Origin of the sequence: Mesorhizobium sp. B283B1A (assembly GCF_020165735.1) — a bacterium.
GTDB classification, from domain to species: domain Bacteria; phylum Pseudomonadota; class Alphaproteobacteria; order Rhizobiales; family Rhizobiaceae; genus Mesorhizobium; species Mesorhizobium opportunistum.
In genome coordinates this window covers 96,578-113,918 of record NZ_JAIUIQ010000005.1, presented here as the reverse complement: position 1 = coordinate 113,918, position 17,341 = coordinate 96,578, and the positions used below count along the sequence as shown (strand labels likewise).

The following is a 17,341-nucleotide window of genomic DNA, read 5'->3' as shown; positions in this document are numbered from 1 at the left end:
CAATCGTGGCGCGCGAGATCGTTGTATTCCAGGCTGTTATTTCTCCGACTAACGCCCATCAATTTGCGCCAGCGCAAAGAAACCCTGCGTCAGGTCCTGTAGCTTTCTTCTCATCCGCAACGGTCGAGACACAGGAGATTGACATGATCACGCGACGCGAAGCCCTCTTCGGAGCAGCGCTCGGCGCTGCCGCCGTTGCGGCACTGCCCGCATTGTCGGCAACGGTCACAAAGGCGGAGATCCGCGGGCTGCCCCGTGAAAAGATTACGCTCGTGGCACCGCCTTTTGTGCATCCGCATGACCAGATCGCCAAGAGCGGGCCGAAGATCGTCGAGTTCACCATGACGATCGAGGAAAAACCTGTCGTCATCGATGCCGACGGCGCAAAGCTCAACGCGATGACCTACAACGGCTCGATCCCAGGCCCGCTGATGGTCGTGCACCAGGACGACTACCTCGAGCTGACGCTCATCAATCCCGACACCAACTCGCTCGCCCACAACATCGACTTCCACGCCGCGACCGGCGGCCTGGGTGGCGGCGGCCTGACCTTGATCAATCCGGGCGAACAGGTGACCCTGCGCTTCAAGGCGACGCGGACGGGAACGTTTGTCTATCACTGCGCCCCTGGCGGCGCGATGATCCCCTGGCACGTCGTGTCCGGCATGAACGGTGCCGTCATGGTGCTGCCGCGCGACGGGCTGAGGAACGAAAAGGGCGAACCGGTCAAGTACGACAAGATCTTCTACATCGGCGAGAGTGACTTCTACATTCCGCGCGACGAGAAGGGCAATTTCAAGAGCTACGAATCCGCCGGCGACGGCTACGATGACACCGTCAAGGTGATGCGTGGGCTTATTCCGACCCATGTGGTGTTCAACGGCAAGGTCGGATCCCTGACCGGCGACAACGCCATGAAGTCCAAGGTCGGCGAAACGGTGCTCATCGTCCATTCTCAGGCCAATCGCGATACGCGGCCCCATTTGATCGGCGGCCACGGCGATTATGTCTGGGAGCTGGGCAAATTCGCAAACCCGCCGGCCAAGGATCTGGAGACTTGGTTCATCCGCGGCGGTTCTGCGGGGGCGGCGCTCTATACATTCCTGCAGCCGGGCGTCTACGCCTACGTCAATCACAATCTGATCGAGGCCGTGGAACTCGGAGCAACCGCTCACTTCAAGGTCGAGGGCGATTGGAATGACGACCTGATGACGCAGGTCGAAGCGCCCAAACCCATCGCCATCAACTGAACGGCACTTTCAATTTGCCCGGACAGCAATGCTGTCCGGGCATGGACAAAAGACATGTCGGCTTTCATCTTGAAACTCATGCCGATCGCCATGATGGCCGCAGCCGTGCCGGTTGGGCTATCGATACAGGCAGCCAGTGGCCATAGACAGTCCCATGTCGCTGCCATGACGGTCAGCCTGCGTCCAGGTTCGATCATCTATCCGATGCCGGGCGAGTACCTTAGGGGCGGACGCCCGCAAGCAAATCCCAAAGTCGAGCGGCAACTCAACGGTCCGCTCGAGATCATGACCTCTCAGGTCAGCGCTGCCGACTACGCGGATTGTGTGTCGGCTGGCGTCTGTCGGCCGGCGGAGGAGACCCGCTCAATCCCGCGCGATGCACCTGCAACAGGAGTGAGCTACCTCGACGCCGTTGCCTACGCCCGGTGGTATTCTGACGTGACCGGCAGCCTGTGGCGGCTGCCATCCGACGAAGAGTGGGCCTTTGCCGCGGCGGAGCGGTTCGCTGGGGAATTCGAGGGTGTCGAAAACGATGCCAACAACCCGGCCAGACGTTGGCTCACCAGCTACCAGGCAGAACTTGACCTCAATCGCAAACCGGACCCGTTGCCAAGGAGCCGAGGCTCCTTTGGTGTGAATTCGCGCGGCCTGGCCGACTTCTCCGGCAACGTCTGGGAGTGGACTTCGACTTGTTATGTCCGCACGACGCTGGCCGAAGACGGAAGCGGTGTTGCGAGTTCGGTCGACAATTGCGGCGTCCACGTCCTCGAAGGCCTTCACAGAGCCTATATGTCGAACTTCGTCAGCGACGGAAAAAGCGGAGGCTGCGCTGTTGGCCTGCCCCCCGACAATCTGGGGTTCAGGCTGGTTCGGGATCGCCCTGGCTGGGCGAGCGATCTGCTCTCCCATTTGGGCATGATCTGACGGCAGGCGCCGTCTGAGTATGCCAACAGGCACGGCTTTGACGTGGGCGACAAATTTCCAGACCCGTCCTACCGGCCGGGCGACAGCATCCGCTTCAGCGTGCCGTCGCGAAGTCAGTATTGGTGCAACAGTGCCGCCAAGGCATGAAGCGAGGAGCCCAACAATCGGCGTTGCGAGCAAGACAAGATAGAAAAGGCCGTGCGATCCACGCGCGGCGATCTGCATCCAGACGGGCCCGCGGTCCGCCGGGCGAGGAGCACCGGGCGCGAATCCTCCTGGAATTGTGGCCGGAAGCTTACGCATTTGTAAGCTGACGGGCATGCGTGTCATGAAAGCGCAGCCGCCGCCCTGCCGCCTTGACTGTGGCGGCAGGGGCTGGCGTCACAGTCTCTTCCGTCGCATCGCTACCTGGCCTTCTGCGTCGTCAAGGCCATGCCGTAAGTCAGGAGGAAGCCGGCATACGCCAGAATCCATGCAGCGCCCGCGGCATGAACGATCCCCTCATAGGGTATAAAAACAGCAAGTATGCGCAACAGGGCTGCGATGAGGATCGCGGCGAAGACAACAATCGCTTGCGGTCCGGCCCGTAGTTGCCGACCGGTATGGCCAAGCGTGGCGCGGGCCATCACCGCGATCGTCATCGAGCCGACGGCGCCGGCGCCCAAAGCATGGAGTCCTGCAGCAACCGGCACGATCGCAGGCAAGAAAATCGACGCCGAAATCAGCCAAAGTCCAACCGGCACGAAGGCGTATGCGAGGTGAAGAATGAGAACAAGCGGATCCCGCAAGGTGCGATCGCCAGCCCACCGCGCCAACCGCCATGCCTGGCTGGTGGCGGCGGCCGCCAGGAGCAGCCCGGAGATATCGTTGTCGGGGGCGAACGTCCAGCCGCCCAGAGCGATGGCTGAAATGGTCAGAGATGCAATGTCGAAACGGTCGAATGGCGTCGGCAGCCTGCCAGGATTTTCGCGCACGAGCCAATTGCGCGTGAAGCTTGGAATGATGCGCCCGCCGATCAGCGAAATGAGCAGGATCGCCGCGGACATTCCGAGCCTGCGGCTGATGTCCGACGTTCCCTGGACATGGGCCTCGATGTGGAACGCACCGTTGGCGCAGGCCATCACGACAAGCGGCAGCAGCACCTTGAGGTTGCGCCAGTTGCGCCCGGCGATGATTTCGCGGGCGGCGGCGGCAGCCACCGCAAACAGAAATGAGCCGTCGATCACCGCGGCTGCTTGCCAGCCGATGTCAGCCGAGAAGAAGACAGCGGCGCGCCCGGCAAGCCACAGGACAACCAGCGCCAGCAGCGGCAAGCCTTGTACGGGCAGCCGACCAGTCCAATTGGGGATGGCGGTCAGCAGGAACCCGGTAACGATCGCCGGCAGATAGCCGAACAGCATCTCGTGGATATGCCAATCGATCGGAACAAATACACTGTGGGCCTCGATCTCGCCCGCATAGATCGGCAGCCAGAGCAGAATCGAGAGCGCGGCATACAATGACCCAAGGAAGAAGAAGGGCCTGAACCCGTAGGAAAGAAAGGCGGGGCCGGAATAGCGCCGCAGACGTGCAATTGCCATGACTTGTGTCCCCAAATGACTTGTATCCTCAAATGATAAGGGCCGGATGAACCGCCGCCCTCGGTCCGTCCGGCCCTTGCCCACTCCGACTTGCGGCGAGCAGGCTGTCTGATTGCGGCTAGTTGGCCGCAACCTGGGTGAACAGGTCGGCGAACACCGTCTTTGCCTTGCCTACGTGCTTGACCGCTTTCGCCGCATCCAGGTTTACCGGCTTGCCGACAACGATCAGAGCGACCATCCCCATGCCATAGTGGGGCGCGCATTTGACGCCGTAGACGCCTTCCTTGGTCAGCGTAACGGTGATCTCCTCACTCGGCTTGCCCTTGAACGGCTCGGCGCCATCCGGAATCATGCCCTTGATCGACTCGGCGTCATGGGTCTTGTCGGTCGGCACGAACTTTACGGTATCGCCGGGTGCGGCCTTGACGAAGGCCGGCTGGAAAACCATGGCGCCTTTTTCGCCCTTGTTGAGCATCTGCACGACATGCTCTTCCGCGCTTGCGCCGCCGGCGAGCGCGAGGAGGGAGATTGCAGCAGCGAGGAAGAATTTCATCGATTTATCCTTTGTCTCATGTTCGCGGCATTGCGCCGTTCCACGTCATTTAGCCCGATGCGGCTGCGAACAATTTGCGCTGGCGCAAACTCGCGCTAAGAAAGGTTTGCCGCGCGATTGGCGCAGCGTCTCGGGTCGTGAGGAAATTCGTTTTGGCTGCGCTGGACCGATCGCTGATATCGCAGCTGCCGCTCTTCCAGGGGATGGCTCCCGAAGAGCAAAACGAAATCCTCAGAAGCGCTCGATCGTCACGCTATGCCAAGGAGTCCGCGATCTTCGAACAGGAACGCGAGGCTCATTCGTTTTTCGTGCTGATTTCGGGCCACATACGGGTCGTCCGCACCACGCCGGATGGACAGCAAGTCATCGCCAGATACATCAGCGAAGGCGAGATCTTTGGCGTCGCCGCCGCGCTGGGACGGACAACCTATCCCGCCAGCGCCGTCGCTGCGGTCGACTGCGTGGTGCTGGCCTGGCCCAACGCACTCTGGCCGGAGCTGGTGCGACGATTTCCGGCGTTTGGAGCAACCACCTACAAGACCGTCGGTACCAGGCTGCAGGAGACCCAGACGCGGGTGGTCGAGATGTCGACGGAGCAGGTCGAGCAGCGGGTCGCGCATGCGTTGCTGCGTTTGGCAAACCAGACCGGCCGAAAGACCGACAGCGGCATCGAAATCGACTTCCCCATTTCCAGGCAGGATATTGCCGAGATGACAGGCACGACGCTGCACACGGTAAGCCGTCTGCTAAGCAAATGGGAAGACATCGGAATAATCGTCAGCGGACGCCAGAAAGTCACGGTCAAGGATGCGCATCGCCTCGTGGTTCTCGCCGAGAGCCGGACCAAGGGGTGATCCTCACCGTTCTCCTCGAACGACCGATTCCAGGTCCGAAATGAATCGGGTTTCGTCGACCTGATGCTCGCGGCATGCTTCGGCCACGGTATGGAAAGCGCCGATCGGACAGCCAACGCAAAGCATTCTGTAGCTCAGCACCACCGGCACCGTTGCCGGCCATTTTCTCATGATCTCGTCCACGACCATGTCGGGTCTGATAGAACCGGACTTCTTCACGGTCGCCTCCGCAGTTGAGAGTGTCATCATACATCCCGGCAACCCTGCGGTCGTTGCGCTTTCGCAACCTGCCGCCGACGTTGCCGATTCCTGAAAATGATTCAGATCAAGGACGCCGCGAGCGAGACTTCGATATGCGTGGGGAAATATCCGAGGAGGCAGCCATGCAAGCCGAAGCGATAATGACCACGCCGGTGATCGCGGTTGACCCGTCTGCGTCAGTCGCCGATGCGGCAGCACTGATGCTCGCCAACAAGATCAGCGGTCAGCGCGATCAGACCGGCCGAGTGCCTGGAGCCGCTGGCGGTGATCGCTCGCGGCTTTCGCCATCCGCATTCATTTCATTTTGCTGTCCAGATGAGCTGAAAGGCTATCGGTCGCCAGACACGTGTTGCAACCGAGCGATCAGGTCGCTGTTGCGGCAATAGGCCGGTGGCTCGTCAGCTTGGTGGTGATCGTCGAGCCAGGTCGAGCATTCGTCTTGATGGCCGCAGGCACGGCAGCGGTTTGCCGCCCGGTCGGTGACAGCCGCGTGATCCGGCACGACCTTCAATTGCCTGTCGACGCCCAGTGTCCGCATCATGCGGCCCATCAACGCCGTCCTGGCGTCAACCGAAATCAGATAGTCGAGAAAGGTCATGTGGTTTGCTCCTGCACACGCCAATCATTGCCTGCAGGCTGCGCCATGACATTGATCTCGGTCAACAAACTGCTTCGTCGGCGTCCAGTCCCCCGCTTCTGATTTCCGAGCCAGCAATTGTGATCACGGTCAAAGGCTCTCTTGAAGGATCGGTTCGATCCGGACTGTGACTTCGTGCCCTATAATTGTAAGCAGCCAGGTCATGGCCTCAGTACGACATGAGCCGATTGATGCTGCTCTCCCGAAGCAGTGTGCGGGTGATGCCGCCGAACGCCCATTCCTGCAATCGGCTGTGACCATAGGTGCCAGAGACGATCAGATCAGCGCGGATCGAGCGCGCGAACGCCACGAGCCGTTCTGCTTTGGCCTCGCCCGTGAGTATTTCCGTCCTCGCCATGATGCCGTGGTGCTCGAGATAGACCGCCACGTCCGCCAGGCTGTTGCGGACACTGTCATCGGCATCGTCGTCTATCGTGGCGACGACCACCTCATTGGCCTTCGACAGAAAGGGCAAGGCATCAGCGATCGACCGGCGCGCCTCCCTGGCATCCCTCCAAGCGACAAGGACGGTCTTTGCCAAGACATGCTCGACATTGTCGGCTGCGACAAAGACGGGTCGACCGCTGCCAAGCGCCAGACTACCGACATCGACGGCGCGGAAGACATTACCGCCTTCACCACCGCCGGTCACGATCAGGTCAACCGCTCGGGCGGCAATGCTAAGCAGGCGGGTCGGACTGCAGACCTGCTGCATCCATTCGCTGCTGACGGCGGACGGAACCAGCCGCTCGAATTCGCCGCGCAGTTCGGCGAGGCGTTTTTCGATTTCCGTCCGCTGGATCTGCATGACCTCACCTTCGTAGACCAACCCCTCGCCGGTTCGGACCAGTGGCGGGACATCCGCAGCCGCCAGGCCAATCAGATGAGCGTCAAAGCGCTCGGCAAGGCCCGCAGCGAGCTTCACGATGGGTGCCGGATCCGCGTCTACTGCGAGATTGACGATTATCGACCTGTAGGACATGAAAACTCCTCGCGCTGAAGACGGTGGAATGCCTTGCCAATTGCATGCTTCGGCCTCCGACACCTTGATGCGGGTCAAAGGACTGCGTCTTGATTGTCGCGGCGGTGGGGCGATTCTACTCGTTCCAGAGCGGTATGCCTGCGAAGGGATGAGTGCTACGTCAGCCAGCGTTGCCGGTTCTCAAATCCAAGGGCTGCATGTGAGCAAGAAGGCGCCAGTCCCATCTGGCCGCGAAACCGCGGCGGCAGTGCTTTCCGATGGTAAGCGCGAGGAACAGCGCGGCGCCGCGGGAACATGAGCTTCTTGCCCTGATGTTTGAGCAAGCTCCCGGGTTCATGACCTTGCTGAGCGAGCCCGGCCATGTTTTCCAATTGACCAACGCCGCCTATCAACGCTTGATCGGTCAGCGGCAGGTCATCGGAAAACCGGTGCGGGAGGCCTTGCCTGAGCTTGAGGGTCAGCGCTTTTTTCATCGCGCGAATGTCATGAGCAAGATGGGCGCGGGCAGCCTGTCGCACCTCGTGCGCATGGCGATGATCGCCGACTCCACGCATTAAGCAGGAAGTGAATTTGTCTGCTTGTGTTCTGGCTTCCAGTGCCGCCAGTGGGTCGGCCGAATGCCAACGCGAGCACCGGTGGCGGCGTCCTTCCAGCCTTCCTTACCTTTTTCACAGGGGAATACGAGCGTGTGCAAGCCATCATCATCGATGACGGCCAGTTCGAGGCTACGGCCATATGGCGCGCTTGCGATCGGATTCCACATCGCGCCACTGTGAAAGAAGGACTCCTGCAGCGCTTTGATTTGAATCATTTTCGCGGCGGCCAAATGCTATTTGTAATGGTGGGTTGGGCCCGGCCAACGTGGCAGTGCTCAGACATGCTTTTGCGCTTGGGAGTCCGTTCTTCGAACTGGAGGAAGGAAGTCATTTCGCCGAACCGTCGAGCGCGCTAGCAAAAATTGACCTGGCTCAATGCGAGCCTGTCTTGCCGCTGCAAAGGTGACGCCAAGAGCTTCCATGCTCTCACGGCCACTCGGCTTTTTTCATTCAGGAAGGTTTGACATGAACTACCAGCGGTTCTTCGAAGAAGCGATCGACCAGCTCCATGCCGAGCGGCGTTATCGCATCTTCGCCGACCTCGAGCGCATCGCGGGCAAGTTTCCGCGCGCCATATGGCGGTCCAACGGCCGCGCCGAGGAAATCACCGTCTGGTGCTCCAACGATTATCTCGGCATGGGCCAGCATCCCGACGTCATCGCCGCTTTCCAGGACGCGGCCGGCAAGATGGGCTCGGGCGCCGGCGGCACCCGCAACATTTCCGGCACCTCGAACCCGCTGGTCGAGCTCGAGCACGAGCTTGCCGACCTGCACGGCAAGGAGGCAGGCCTGGTCTTCACCTCCGGCTTCGTCTCCAACGAAGCCTCGATCTCGACCATCGCCCGGCTTTTGCCCAACTGCCTGATCATCTCGGACGAGCTGAACCACGCCTCGATGATCGAGGGCGTGCGGCGTTCGGGCGCCGAAAAGAAGATCTTCCGCCACAATGACGTCGCGCATCTGGAAAGCCTGCTGCAGGCGGCCGGCCGCGAACGCGCCAAGCTGATCGTCTTCGAAAGCGTCTATTCGATGGATGGCGACATCGCGCCGATCAAAGAGATCGTCGAACTGGCCGAGCGCCACAACGCCATGACCTATATCGACGAGGTCCATGCGGTCGGCATGTACGGGCCGCGCGGCGGCGGCATCACCGAGCGCGAGGGCCTGGCCGACCGCATCGACATCATCGAAGGGACGCTGGCCAAGGCGTTCGGCACGCTGGGAGGCTATATCACCGGCACCAGTGCGGTGATCGACGCGGTGCGCTCCTATGCACCGGGCTTCATCTTCACCACGGCGCTGCCGCCGGCGATCGCCGCCGCGGCCACCACTTCGATCCGCCATCTCAAGCGCTCGCAGGCCGAGCGCGACGCCCAGCAGCAGCAGGCGAGCCGGACCAAGCAGATCCTGGCGGCCGCCGGCCTGCCGGTGATGGAATCGCCGACCCATATCGTGCCGCTGCTGGTCGGTGACCCCGAACTGTGCAAGATGGCGAGCGACCGCCTGCTTGGCGTGCACGGCATCTACATCCAGCCGATCAACTACCCGACCGTGCCGCGCGGCACGGAACGGCTGCGCATCACGCCGACGCCTTTCCATTCCGATGAACTGATCGCGGGACTGCAGGATGCGCTGGTCGAGACCTGGGATGCGCTGGGCATTCCCTATGGTTCCGCCGGCCGGCCTTCTGTCGCCAGGAGCGACCGGATCGTGCCGCTGCTGGTACCCAAGTCAGGCGGCTGAAAGCCGCAATTGAAAAACTCTCCAAGAGAAAACATTGATCAGGCGCAAGGCGCCGATCTCGGCGTAGCTCCAGGATGACGACAAACCTCCAAGGAGCAGACCATGAGCCACATGTCCCAGACGTCTTTTGGCGATTTGAACCACGCCGCCCAGCAGGCTCAACAGTGGGTAAAGGAGCTTGCCAGGGATCTCCGCTGGAGCGAACCAAGTGCTTGCCGACTGTTGCGATGCGTTCTGCACACGCTGCGGGACTGGCTGTCCGAAACGGAAATGGCTGATCTTTCAGCACAGTTGCCTGTCTTGGTTCGCGGCATGTACTTCGAAGGCTGGAAGCCATCGGCCGCAGCCCATGGTCGTAAGAAGCGCGACTTTGTTCTCAGTGTCCGCAACAGCTTCGGATATGATGAAGATGTGGATTTCGATGTAGCGGTCAACGCCGTTTTCATGCTGCTCGATCGACATATATCGCACGGCGAGATCGTGCAGGTAAGGGCGTCCATGAAGAAGTCGCTTCGTCAGCTGTGGCCAGCGGACTGACCAGTTCCTGGACCGCCGGGCGGTTAGAGACCGGCCGGCATATCGCTGGCTCTGATGCAAGATCAGGCAAGAACAGGAGATCGCATCGATGCTGATCCGCACACTTTCCGTCCTGGAATGTACCAGATTGTTGGGCGCCAACCGCGTGGCCCGTCTTGCATGCGCGAAGGACGGTCAGCCCTATGTCGTTCCCCTCCATTACGCTTATTCGGATGCTCATCTTTACGCGTTCTCCATGCCGGGCAAGAAAATCGAATGGATGCGAGCCAATCCGCTGGTGTCTGTTCAGATTGACGAACACGGCGAAGGACGAGGCTGGAGGAGCGTTGTCGCCGATGGCCGTTACGAGGAACTGCCCGACCGGATTGGGCACAAGGTGCAGCGCGATCATGCCTGGGCGCTGCTGAGCAAGCACGCCGATTGGTGGGAGCCTGGCGCTCTCAAACCTGAGAAATCAGAGGTTGCGACCGATCTTCCACACGTCTTCTTCCGTATTTTGGTCGCCACGGTTTCGGGGCGGGAAGCAGTGGACAGCTAGCGTGCTCGGGGCGGCGTCCATCGGGCGCAACGGCACACTATCAGGTCGCACGCAACCAACGGCCCAGACATCCCGGCGAACACCTAAGTAGTTTTCCTTAGGGATATAACCGAATTTCGGCGGGCCCGGAATCGCGCGATTGCTGTCTTCGCGGAACAACCGGGAACACAGCCATGTACGCTCAACAAATCGCCAAGATTGAATTGCCATCGCAGCCGAGCCCGTTCGTGCTTCTCGATGGGGCCATGGCACAGCCGGTCAGCTTCTTCCCCGCCGGCACAGAGATCTACGCCCAAGGCGAAAAGGCCGGGCCTCTTTACCAGATCGAATTCGGCGCCGTTCGTGTATACCGGCTGCTGGCTGACGGCCGCCGGCAGATCAGCGCCTTTCATTTGGCCGGAGAAACCTTCGGCTTCGAGGCCGATGCCACACACCATTTCTTCGCCGAGGCAATCGGTGCGACCGGCATTCGCGTTTTCCGGATCGCCTCAACAGCAGATATGTCCAGTCAGTTGCTGCCGCTTGCACTCAAGGGTTTGATCAGGGCCCAGGAGCATCTGCTGGTCCTCGGCCGCCAGAATGCCATCGAACGCGTCGCAGCATTCCTGGTCGACATGGCGGAACGTCAGGGTGGCCTGCGTCAAATCGAGTTGCCGATGTCGCGACTGGATATCGGCGACTATCTCGGCCTCACCATCGAGACGGTGTCGCGGGTCTTCACCCGCCTGAAGGACAAAAGCGCCATTCGCCTGCTCGGCTTGCGGAGCATCGAAATACTGAAGCAGAACATGCTGCTGGAAATGGGTGGATGACGCGCGAAAACTGCTGGGCAGAACGCCAGAACCATCGTGCCACCTCGACTTCGATGGCGAGACCGTCAGCAGCAAACTCACCGGGACCGTTCAGCTATCGAGCGGCAAGTTCGCCGTGCTCGAGCAGGCGCACGAGTTCACCCTTGTGCCGTGGCGGCCGGTCACCGACTGCCAGATCGGACGCGAAGCCAACGGCATCGTGCGGGGCGGATCGATGTCCTGGCGGTTGGGACGGCAGCGAGGACTCGGCATTTAGCCCATGGTGGCGGTTATTCCGGCAGTCCGGCAGCGACCATCAGGCGCAACGTGCTTTGTGATGCGACTGGTTGCGGTAAAGAGTCGACATAGTTGGTGTATCTTGCAGGAAAGCATGTGCGGGGGGTGCAGTCGGCGTGCTCCGCGTCCGTCCAAGAAAGTCTCGCGATCGCCCCTTATCGTATTCTCATCCGAGCCGGCGTGAACTTCGCAATTTTTCGGCCGTTCTCACTGTCTGAGAATGTGCCGGCACGTCGCGGCACTTCCGTGATATTCAGCATTGCCTCCAGCGAGCGACCATATCTCGTCGCAACGACGTTCCCGCAGCGACACCGGTTCCGGGCGTTGCGCTACCCGGCATTAGCGCGCATCTGACGTCGGGATGTGCGCCTCGCGCGCGGCGCCGCTTCGACGATATGTCCATTTGGGGGCAACACAGCGTCTTTGCGCGATCTCGCGTCGGTCACTCGGTGCAACCGCTCGTAGGGCAGCAATTCCTTAATGCGCGCGTCAAGGGTCACGATCTCGGCGCGCAGATCTTCGCATTCCTGCCTCTGGATATCGAGCTGTATCTGGTCTGAAGCCAGTTGCAATGAAAGCTCCGATAGGTTGGTGCTGACCGCCGACAGGTTTTTCTTGTCGCCTTCGCTCTCGGTTTTGAGGGCGACAAGCCTTTCCTCCGCGATCCGGCGCTCGGTCGCGAAATCGTTAACCTGGGTTCTGAGCAGGGTGATCTCGGCGGAGGTTTCGCTGCTGTTGTTGGTTTCCTTCTCCAGCCTCGATCGCAACTCCTCTATCTCGGAACGCAGCCCGCGCATCTCCGCGTGGGCGCGCGCCCGTTCGGCAGCGCTGTCGCTTTCCACGATGCGGGCCGCCTCGGTTGCCTCGGCGAGCTTGGCATGCGTGGTCTCCAGCGACTTCTGCAGCCGGGCTCCTTCCTTCTCGTGCCTGCCAAGTTGCGCCAACAGCTCGGCTATGTGCGCGCTTTCGTTGGCGTGAGTTGCCGCGAACTCGTCCAGTTTATGCCGAGCCTCGGTCTCCCGCTTTTGCGCCTGCTCGAGCTCGACCGAAAGGCCGACCTGCTTTTCGCGCAGCAGCTTGTTCTCGCTTGCGCGTCTGTCGACCTCGACGGTTTTGACGGTCAGGGCATTGACGATCTCGCCGAACTGCGTTTCGCGCCTTGCACTCTCATGGCCCATTTCCACCAGCTCGAGCCGTGCCTTCGCAAGCGCTGTACGCAGCGACTCGCGGTCCTGGACTATGCCGGCCTCGCGCTGTTGCCAGACCTCGGCTGCACGGTCGAGTTCGCGCAGCTTGCGGCCGGTGTCGAGCAATTGTTCCGACAAGGACTTGTGTTCCGTGGTCAAAGCGACATTGGCCAGTTCCAACTCGTTGGCCCTTAGGGTATCGCGATGCAGGACGTTCAGAATCTCGCGCGTCATGCGATGCGCGGTGGCTATCTCGGCCAATCTGGTTTCGATCTCTTCCAGGTGGCCTTGCCCGTCCCGGAAAAGCCCGGCGACGGCCTCCAGGGCAGCAAGCCGGGTCTGTGTGTGCGGTGTCAACCTTACGGACGGCACGTCGCTTTCGCCTTCAGCAGGGCCAGTGTCCTCGTTTGCCGGCACTTCCGCACCTTCCGAACCCTGTCCATCGGTCGAAAGGCAGTCCTCGATTGCTTCGGCCAGGTCCGATTGGAATTCCTGAAATTCCTTGTCTACGTTCTCGGCCCGCTTGATTAGAGACTTGAAACTCACCACGACACACCCCTTATGCTCACCTTAGGCTGGCCTCCGGGCACACTTAACGAATTGCTAATGTATCGCATCACCTTCCATTCCGAAAGAGGCGGCTGCCATGGCCGATCCCGACCAAGCCGGCCGCATGGACGAGAACAGCGTCATGCTTCTTAGGCGCGCGAACCACCCTACGCACCTTGGGTCGACCTTCCGGCTCTAACATTGCTAAAGGCCGTCACCGTGGCTTTGCGGAACGCAGGGAGAGCGACCCCCAACCAACTCTACCGCTAGGACAAACAACTGATCCTGCATTCGGGACTGCAGCGGGTCGCTGAGGCGGCTTGCTGCCATCCCTCGCGATCAGTGCATTATCCGTTGCCACAACCAGGCAAAAAAGCCAGCCCCACCGACCGTCCCGCGCACCCGGGCGCCGGCCCAGCGCGCTTTCATGGTAGCGCCGACGTGGCAATCGCAGACGATGTCGTGGAGTTGCCAGTCGCTCAATTCGAAGAAGCGCTTTGCCTCGCCATATGTGTCGTCCTTTAGACCCGATTCCCGCAGGATCGGATCTTCAAAGGCAACTGTAATCGCGGATCCTTCACAGCGCGCCATGGCCCGTGCTTCCGGGTGCAAATGTTCGGTGCCTGTCAACGCGCCGAGGCATCGCTCGGGGGTCTGTTCGAGAAGTTCAGCCCAACGCGCGATGCGCTGCTGTCGTGTCATTTCGGAATGCGGCGCCGAGATTTCGATCGTGGCGACGGCATGCAGTTGGTCGATTGTCTGATGTTTCATGGTCTGCTCCTATTGTTCCTTCAACAAGCGAACTGACCTTTCAAGCCTTTGTTCCACGTGCAGCTAATATTTACCGCACCCATTGGAACCGATGGCCATTTGCGCAGTTCGGGCACGGTCCCGTAGCCGGCACCCTGCCGCCGCGGGTGGCCCGATGGACATTCGATGGAGAGACAGTCATGAAATACTTTATGGGAATAACGGCCGCCGCGCTGTTTTTGGCGGGCGCCGGCGCTGTTGTCGCGCAGGATGTGGTGATCCAGCCGGAGCAGGAAACCGTTATCAAGGAATATGTGAAGAAGCAGCCGCTTGCATCGGTCAAAGTACCGGGCGTCGAACTCAATGTGGGTTCGACGTTGCCGGACACCGTCGAACTTCACGAAGTCCCCAACGTTCGATACCGCTACGTGGTGGTCGACAACCAGACGGTCCTCGTCGATCCCGACACGCGTAAGATCGTGAAAGTCATTCAATGAACCCTGGCGGTTCCACCGACTGGTGGAAGTGATTTCGGATGCAAAATCACGGTCGCGAAGCTCTGCCTCGCGACCGTGATTTGTTTTTCGCAGGAGTTCGAACTCCGTCAAGATGGCGCAACGATTCCCTCGCTCTGTGGCCTCCTCGCCGCCCGACCTCACACCGTGATCGCCATTGGTCGTTGACATCAGCTCCATTTCGACGAGCGGATTTTGACGTGCTGCCCTTCCGCGTCGCGCGCAGGGAACAACCCCTTCCGTGGATAGTTAGTCCACGGCTACACCGCCGGTGAGCTTTCACGACAACCTAGGGAGACAGAACCATGGCGACTGCAAAAAGAGCGACGACAAAAGGGCTGGAGGCCTTGTTCCTCGATGGGCTGAAGGACATCTACTACGCCGAAAAGAAGATACTCAAAGCCTTGCCCAAGATGGCAAAGGGCGCTGAGTCCGAGGAGGTGGCCGCGGCCTTTGAAAAACATCGCGTCGAAACCGAAGGCCAAGTCGATCGCCTAGAGCAGGTGTTCGAGCTTATGGACAAACCGGCTCGCGGCAAGACCTGCCCGGCGATCGATGGCATTCTCGAGGAAGGATCGGAAATCCTTGACGAGTACAAGGGCGATCCAGCGCTGGATGCAGGACTGGTCGGCGCGGCACAGGCCGTCGAGCACTATGAGATCGCGCGCTATGGCACGTTGGTGGCGTGGGCTGAACAGCTTGGCAAAAGTGACATAGTCAAGCTCCTCAAGGATACGTTGAAAGAAGAGGTTGCGACGGACGAAGCGCTTTCCGGACTGGGTGAAGGCGGCGTCAATGAACGCGCCTTGGAGCAAGCTGCGTGACCGAAAATCGCTCCGGTGCCAAAGCGCCGGGGCGACTTTCGCGCCCCACCGCCACGAAGCCTCACCGTCAAGGGTCAGGACTCCCCAACGCGAGAAAGAAACGAGCCTCAGCAGATCGAGGAGAACCATCATGAAAGACAAGGCAGCCGATATCGACCACACATTGCCGCAGGTCGCCATCGACGATCGGCAGGGACGACAGCTGGCGGCGACGACCGATTTGCCATCCAGGCAGGCCCGCGAACTGGTGCGTCGTCACGGCAACGACCCCAGGAAGCTAGAAGAGTTGGCGAAGTCGATCAACGCGACCGACTGAATCCAGGCAAGATGTCAGTCGGAGATGCATGCCGTTGGCATCAGATTTCGAGCAAGGCATAGGGTCGGCCACTCGGCTTGTCGACATGCATGGCGACGTTGTAGACCTTCGCTCCGCCGGGCGTCTGACCTTCGTAAGAACCGCGATGTGCATGCCCGTGCACGACGGCGTTGACCTTGAACCGATCGATCGTTTCGGCCAGCCGTGAAGAGCCCAGGAATGGGAATATCTCCAGCGGCTCTCCCGCGACGGTGTCAGCTATGGGCGCGTAGTGGAGGATCACCAACGTGCGCTTCGCGCGCACCTGGCGCATCGCATTTTCAAGTTGCATCGCCTCGTTCACGCTTTCCGCGACCATCGCCTTGATCGCCGGCTCGCCGAAGGAGCCGAGCATGCGCGCCCCGAAGCCGCCGACAAAGCCCTTCACGCCGACAAAGCCGACCTGCTCGATTTCGATCGCCTGCCCGTCGAGAAGGCGAACCTCCGCTTGGCGCAATATATTCGTGACATCTTCCACTGCGCCGGACTCATAGTCGTGATTGCCGAGCACTCCCACCACCGGGATGGAGCAGTTGCGCAAATCCTCCGCCAGCAGCTCCGCTTCACGCGGCTTGCCGAGATTGGTGAGGTCTCCCGTGAGAACCAGAACATCGGCTTCCCGGGATATCTCGCTGAAAAGGTCGCGATACGACGCCTGGGCATCTTCGCTGACATGCAGGTCGCCCATCGCGGCAATTCTAAGCGTGCGTACGCCGTCCGCCGTGGAATCCTTGATGTCGTCAACCATCGCGAAATTCTCCCGCGCCGCCGACGCCGGCAAAACCCCACTCCTTGACGTCGATCTCGTAATCGGTTTGCGAAAGCAAGCGCCCACGGCAGATCTTCATCCTTGGAGGTGGCAACTGCCGTTGCTTGGCGAGGCGGTCGAGCAACTCGTCGAGCAGCCAGGCAGGAATATGGTCGCGCTCGGTCGGATAGATCCATCTGAAATTGAGAAGCTGCATCAGCAGCACCTCCCAGTGAACCTCCAGATAGGAAAGCAGCCGGTGCCAATCGACCTGGTCATGCGCCTTGAGGATCGTATGGGTTATGTCGGCGCCATCATGCCGCCCTCTGTCCTGGATGAAGCATTTGGACCAGATGAGCTCGGTCGGGCCGATTACCCTCACCCGGCTGCCCAGCAGCTCGGTTTGGCGGGCGTGTTCCAGCCACTGGTCGCCAACAGGCATCATGCCGTTGGCCGAGCCGAATATGACGTCGAAGAAATGCGTCCCCTTGAACACCTTGCCAAGCCACCGGTCATCTTCGATCTCGACGGCATATCCAAGCTGCTTGAAATGGGCGAGGATCCGGGCATAGTCGCCGGCCTTACAGAAGATATCGAGGTCCTTGGTCTGCCGCATGACGCCCGTATAGGCGCTGACCGCGTAGGTTCCCGCGACCAGAAACGGAATGTCCGTGGCGGTAAGCTCGTGGATTGCTTCCGTGTAGAACACCTCCGCCTCCGCGTTCTTGAGTGTCGGCGCCGCCTTTGGGTCGATCCTGGGAAGCGAAACCAGAACGTTTTCAGGCACTGGATCATTGGTCATGAACGATGACTCCGAATCCGGACAAGCGGCAGTCGCTCGTTGAGTAACAACATGAACACCACCTGGTT

The 17,341-nt window shown here is 60.5% G+C and carries 22 protein-coding genes and 1 pseudogene; 13 read left to right on the top strand and 10 right to left on the bottom strand.

Annotated elements, in window-relative coordinates:
• Window positions 1-143 precede the first annotated feature (143 nt).
• Window positions 144-1,250, top strand: a complete 1,107-nt coding sequence (gene nirK, locus LB577_RS05660; RefSeq protein ID WP_224685916.1) for a copper-containing nitrite reductase — start codon at window positions 144-146, stop codon at window positions 1,248-1,250.
• A 54-nt stretch (window positions 1,251-1,304) separates the two neighbouring features.
• On the top strand, window positions 1,305-2,174 hold the full coding sequence (locus LB577_RS05655) for an SUMF1/EgtB/PvdO family nonheme iron enzyme (protein WP_224685915.1): 870 nt from the start codon (window positions 1,305-1,307) through the stop codon (window positions 2,172-2,174).
• Window positions 2,175-2,578: 404 nt separating this feature from the next.
• Here the strand turns inward: LB577_RS05655 and LB577_RS05650 are convergent, their stop codons facing one another.
• Complete coding sequence (locus LB577_RS05650) at window positions 2,579-3,754, bottom strand: NnrS family protein (protein WP_224686021.1); 1,176 nt, start codon at window positions 3,752-3,754, stop codon at window positions 2,579-2,581.
• A gap of 118 nt (window positions 3,755-3,872) precedes the next feature.
• On the bottom strand, window positions 3,873-4,307 hold the full coding sequence (locus LB577_RS05645) for a pseudoazurin (protein ID WP_224685914.1): 435 nt from the start codon (window positions 4,305-4,307) through the stop codon (window positions 3,873-3,875).
• Between the two features lie 152 nt (window positions 4,308-4,459).
• Here LB577_RS05645 and LB577_RS05640 point away from each other — a divergent pair, with 152 nt between their 5' ends.
• Entirely contained in the window at window positions 4,460-5,161 is a 702-nt protein-coding gene (locus LB577_RS05640) for a Crp/Fnr family transcriptional regulator (protein ID WP_224686020.1), read from the top strand.
• A 3-nt stretch (window positions 5,162-5,164) separates the two neighbouring features.
• On the opposite strand, the gene LB577_RS05635 is transcribed toward LB577_RS05640, so the two are convergent.
• The gene (locus LB577_RS05635; RefSeq protein WP_023764641.1) at window positions 5,165-5,380 is read right to left on the bottom strand and encodes a DUF1858 domain-containing protein; all 216 of its coding nucleotides are present in this window, start codon (window positions 5,378-5,380) and stop codon (window positions 5,165-5,167) included.
• 134 nt (window positions 5,381-5,514) lie between these two features.
• On the opposite strand from LB577_RS05635, the gene LB577_RS33435 reads away from it, so the two are divergent.
• A complete protein-coding gene (locus LB577_RS33435) occupies window positions 5,515-5,808 on the top strand; it encodes a CBS domain-containing protein (RefSeq protein WP_411969205.1) in 294 nt (97 codons plus the stop codon).
• Here the strand turns inward: LB577_RS33435 and LB577_RS05625 are convergent.
• Both LB577_RS05625 and LB577_RS05620 read right to left on the bottom strand, forming a co-directional pair.
• Entirely contained in the window at window positions 5,751-6,020 is a 270-nt protein-coding gene (locus LB577_RS05625; protein WP_224685913.1) for a DUF6455 family protein, read from the bottom strand. The two genes, LB577_RS33435 and LB577_RS05625, sit on opposite strands and share 58 nt — an antisense overlap.
• A gap of 208 nt (window positions 6,021-6,228) precedes the next feature.
• The gene (locus LB577_RS05620) at window positions 6,229-7,041 is read right to left on the bottom strand and encodes a universal stress protein (protein ID WP_224685912.1); all 813 of its coding nucleotides are present in this window, start codon (window positions 7,039-7,041) and stop codon (window positions 6,229-6,231) included.
• 311 nt (window positions 7,042-7,352) lie between these two features.
• Between LB577_RS05620 and LB577_RS33430 the strand changes: the two genes are divergently transcribed.
• Window positions 7,353-7,598, top strand: coding sequence for a hypothetical protein (locus LB577_RS33430; RefSeq protein ID WP_411969206.1), 246 nt, complete (start codon window positions 7,353-7,355; stop codon window positions 7,596-7,598).
• Here LB577_RS33430 and LB577_RS05610 read toward each other — a convergent pair.
• The gene (locus tag LB577_RS05610; protein ID WP_318013424.1) at window positions 7,595-7,867 is read right to left on the bottom strand and encodes a hypothetical protein; all 273 of its coding nucleotides are present in this window, start codon (window positions 7,865-7,867) and stop codon (window positions 7,595-7,597) included. The two genes, LB577_RS33430 and LB577_RS05610, sit on opposite strands and share 4 nt — an antisense overlap.
• 235 nt (window positions 7,868-8,102) lie before the next feature.
• Here LB577_RS05610 and hemA point away from each other — a divergent pair, with 235 nt between their 5' ends.
• The 5 genes and pseudogenes from hemA to LB577_RS05585 form a co-directional block, all read left to right on the top strand.
• A complete protein-coding gene (hemA, locus tag LB577_RS05605) occupies window positions 8,103-9,380 on the top strand; it encodes a 5-aminolevulinate synthase (protein WP_224685911.1) in 1,278 nt (425 codons plus the stop codon).
• Window positions 9,381-9,482: 102 nt separating this feature from the next.
• On the top strand, window positions 9,483-9,917 hold the full coding sequence (locus LB577_RS05600) for a DUF2267 domain-containing protein (RefSeq protein WP_224685910.1): 435 nt from the start codon (window positions 9,483-9,485) through the stop codon (window positions 9,915-9,917).
• Window positions 9,918-10,005: 88 nt separating this feature from the next.
• A complete protein-coding gene (locus tag LB577_RS05595; protein WP_224685909.1) occupies window positions 10,006-10,455 on the top strand; it encodes a pyridoxamine 5'-phosphate oxidase family protein in 450 nt (149 codons plus the stop codon).
• 173 nt (window positions 10,456-10,628) lie between these two features.
• Entirely contained in the window at window positions 10,629-11,267 is a 639-nt protein-coding gene (locus LB577_RS05590; RefSeq protein ID WP_224685908.1) for a helix-turn-helix domain-containing protein, read from the top strand.
• A 52-nt stretch (window positions 11,268-11,319) separates the two neighbouring features.
• Window positions 11,320-11,523, top strand: a pseudogene (locus LB577_RS05585) (DUF3363 domain-containing protein); the annotation flags it as partial.
• 349 nt (window positions 11,524-11,872) lie between these two features.
• On the opposite strand, the gene LB577_RS05580 reads toward LB577_RS05585, so the two are convergent.
• A complete protein-coding gene (locus tag LB577_RS05580) occupies window positions 11,873-13,276 on the bottom strand; it encodes a hypothetical protein (protein WP_411969204.1) in 1,404 nt (467 codons plus the stop codon).
• A gap of 342 nt (window positions 13,277-13,618) precedes the next feature.
• The gene (locus LB577_RS05575) at window positions 13,619-14,050 is read right to left on the bottom strand and encodes a hypothetical protein (RefSeq protein ID WP_224685906.1); all 432 of its coding nucleotides are present in this window, start codon (window positions 14,048-14,050) and stop codon (window positions 13,619-13,621) included.
• A 179-nt stretch (window positions 14,051-14,229) separates the two neighbouring features.
• On the opposite strand from LB577_RS05575, the gene LB577_RS05570 reads away from it, so the two are divergent.
• The 3 genes from LB577_RS05570 (at window position 14,230) to LB577_RS05560 (ending at window position 15,684) form a co-directional block, all read left to right on the top strand.
• The gene (locus LB577_RS05570; RefSeq protein ID WP_411969199.1) at window positions 14,230-14,526 is read left to right on the top strand and encodes a DUF1236 domain-containing protein; all 297 of its coding nucleotides are present in this window, start codon (window positions 14,230-14,232) and stop codon (window positions 14,524-14,526) included.
• A gap of 323 nt (window positions 14,527-14,849) precedes the next feature.
• Entirely contained in the window at window positions 14,850-15,368 is a 519-nt protein-coding gene (locus tag LB577_RS05565) for a ferritin-like domain-containing protein (RefSeq protein ID WP_023780148.1), read from the top strand.
• 130 nt (window positions 15,369-15,498) lie between these two features.
• Window positions 15,499-15,684: a hypothetical protein gene (locus tag LB577_RS05560; protein ID WP_224685905.1), complete on the top strand. Its 186-nt coding sequence runs from the start codon at window positions 15,499-15,501 to the stop codon at window positions 15,682-15,684.
• Window positions 15,685-15,724: 40 nt separating this feature from the next.
• Here LB577_RS05560 and LB577_RS05555 read toward each other — a convergent pair whose 3' ends face one another.
• Entirely contained in the window at window positions 15,725-16,471 is a 747-nt protein-coding gene (locus LB577_RS05555) for a metallophosphoesterase (RefSeq protein WP_224686018.1), read from the bottom strand.
• Entirely contained in the window at window positions 16,464-17,273 is an 810-nt protein-coding gene (locus LB577_RS05550; RefSeq protein WP_224685904.1) for a nucleotidyltransferase family protein, read from the bottom strand. The genes LB577_RS05555 and LB577_RS05550 overlap by 8 nt, the downstream gene beginning before the upstream one ends.
• Window positions 17,274-17,341 lie beyond the last annotated feature (68 nt).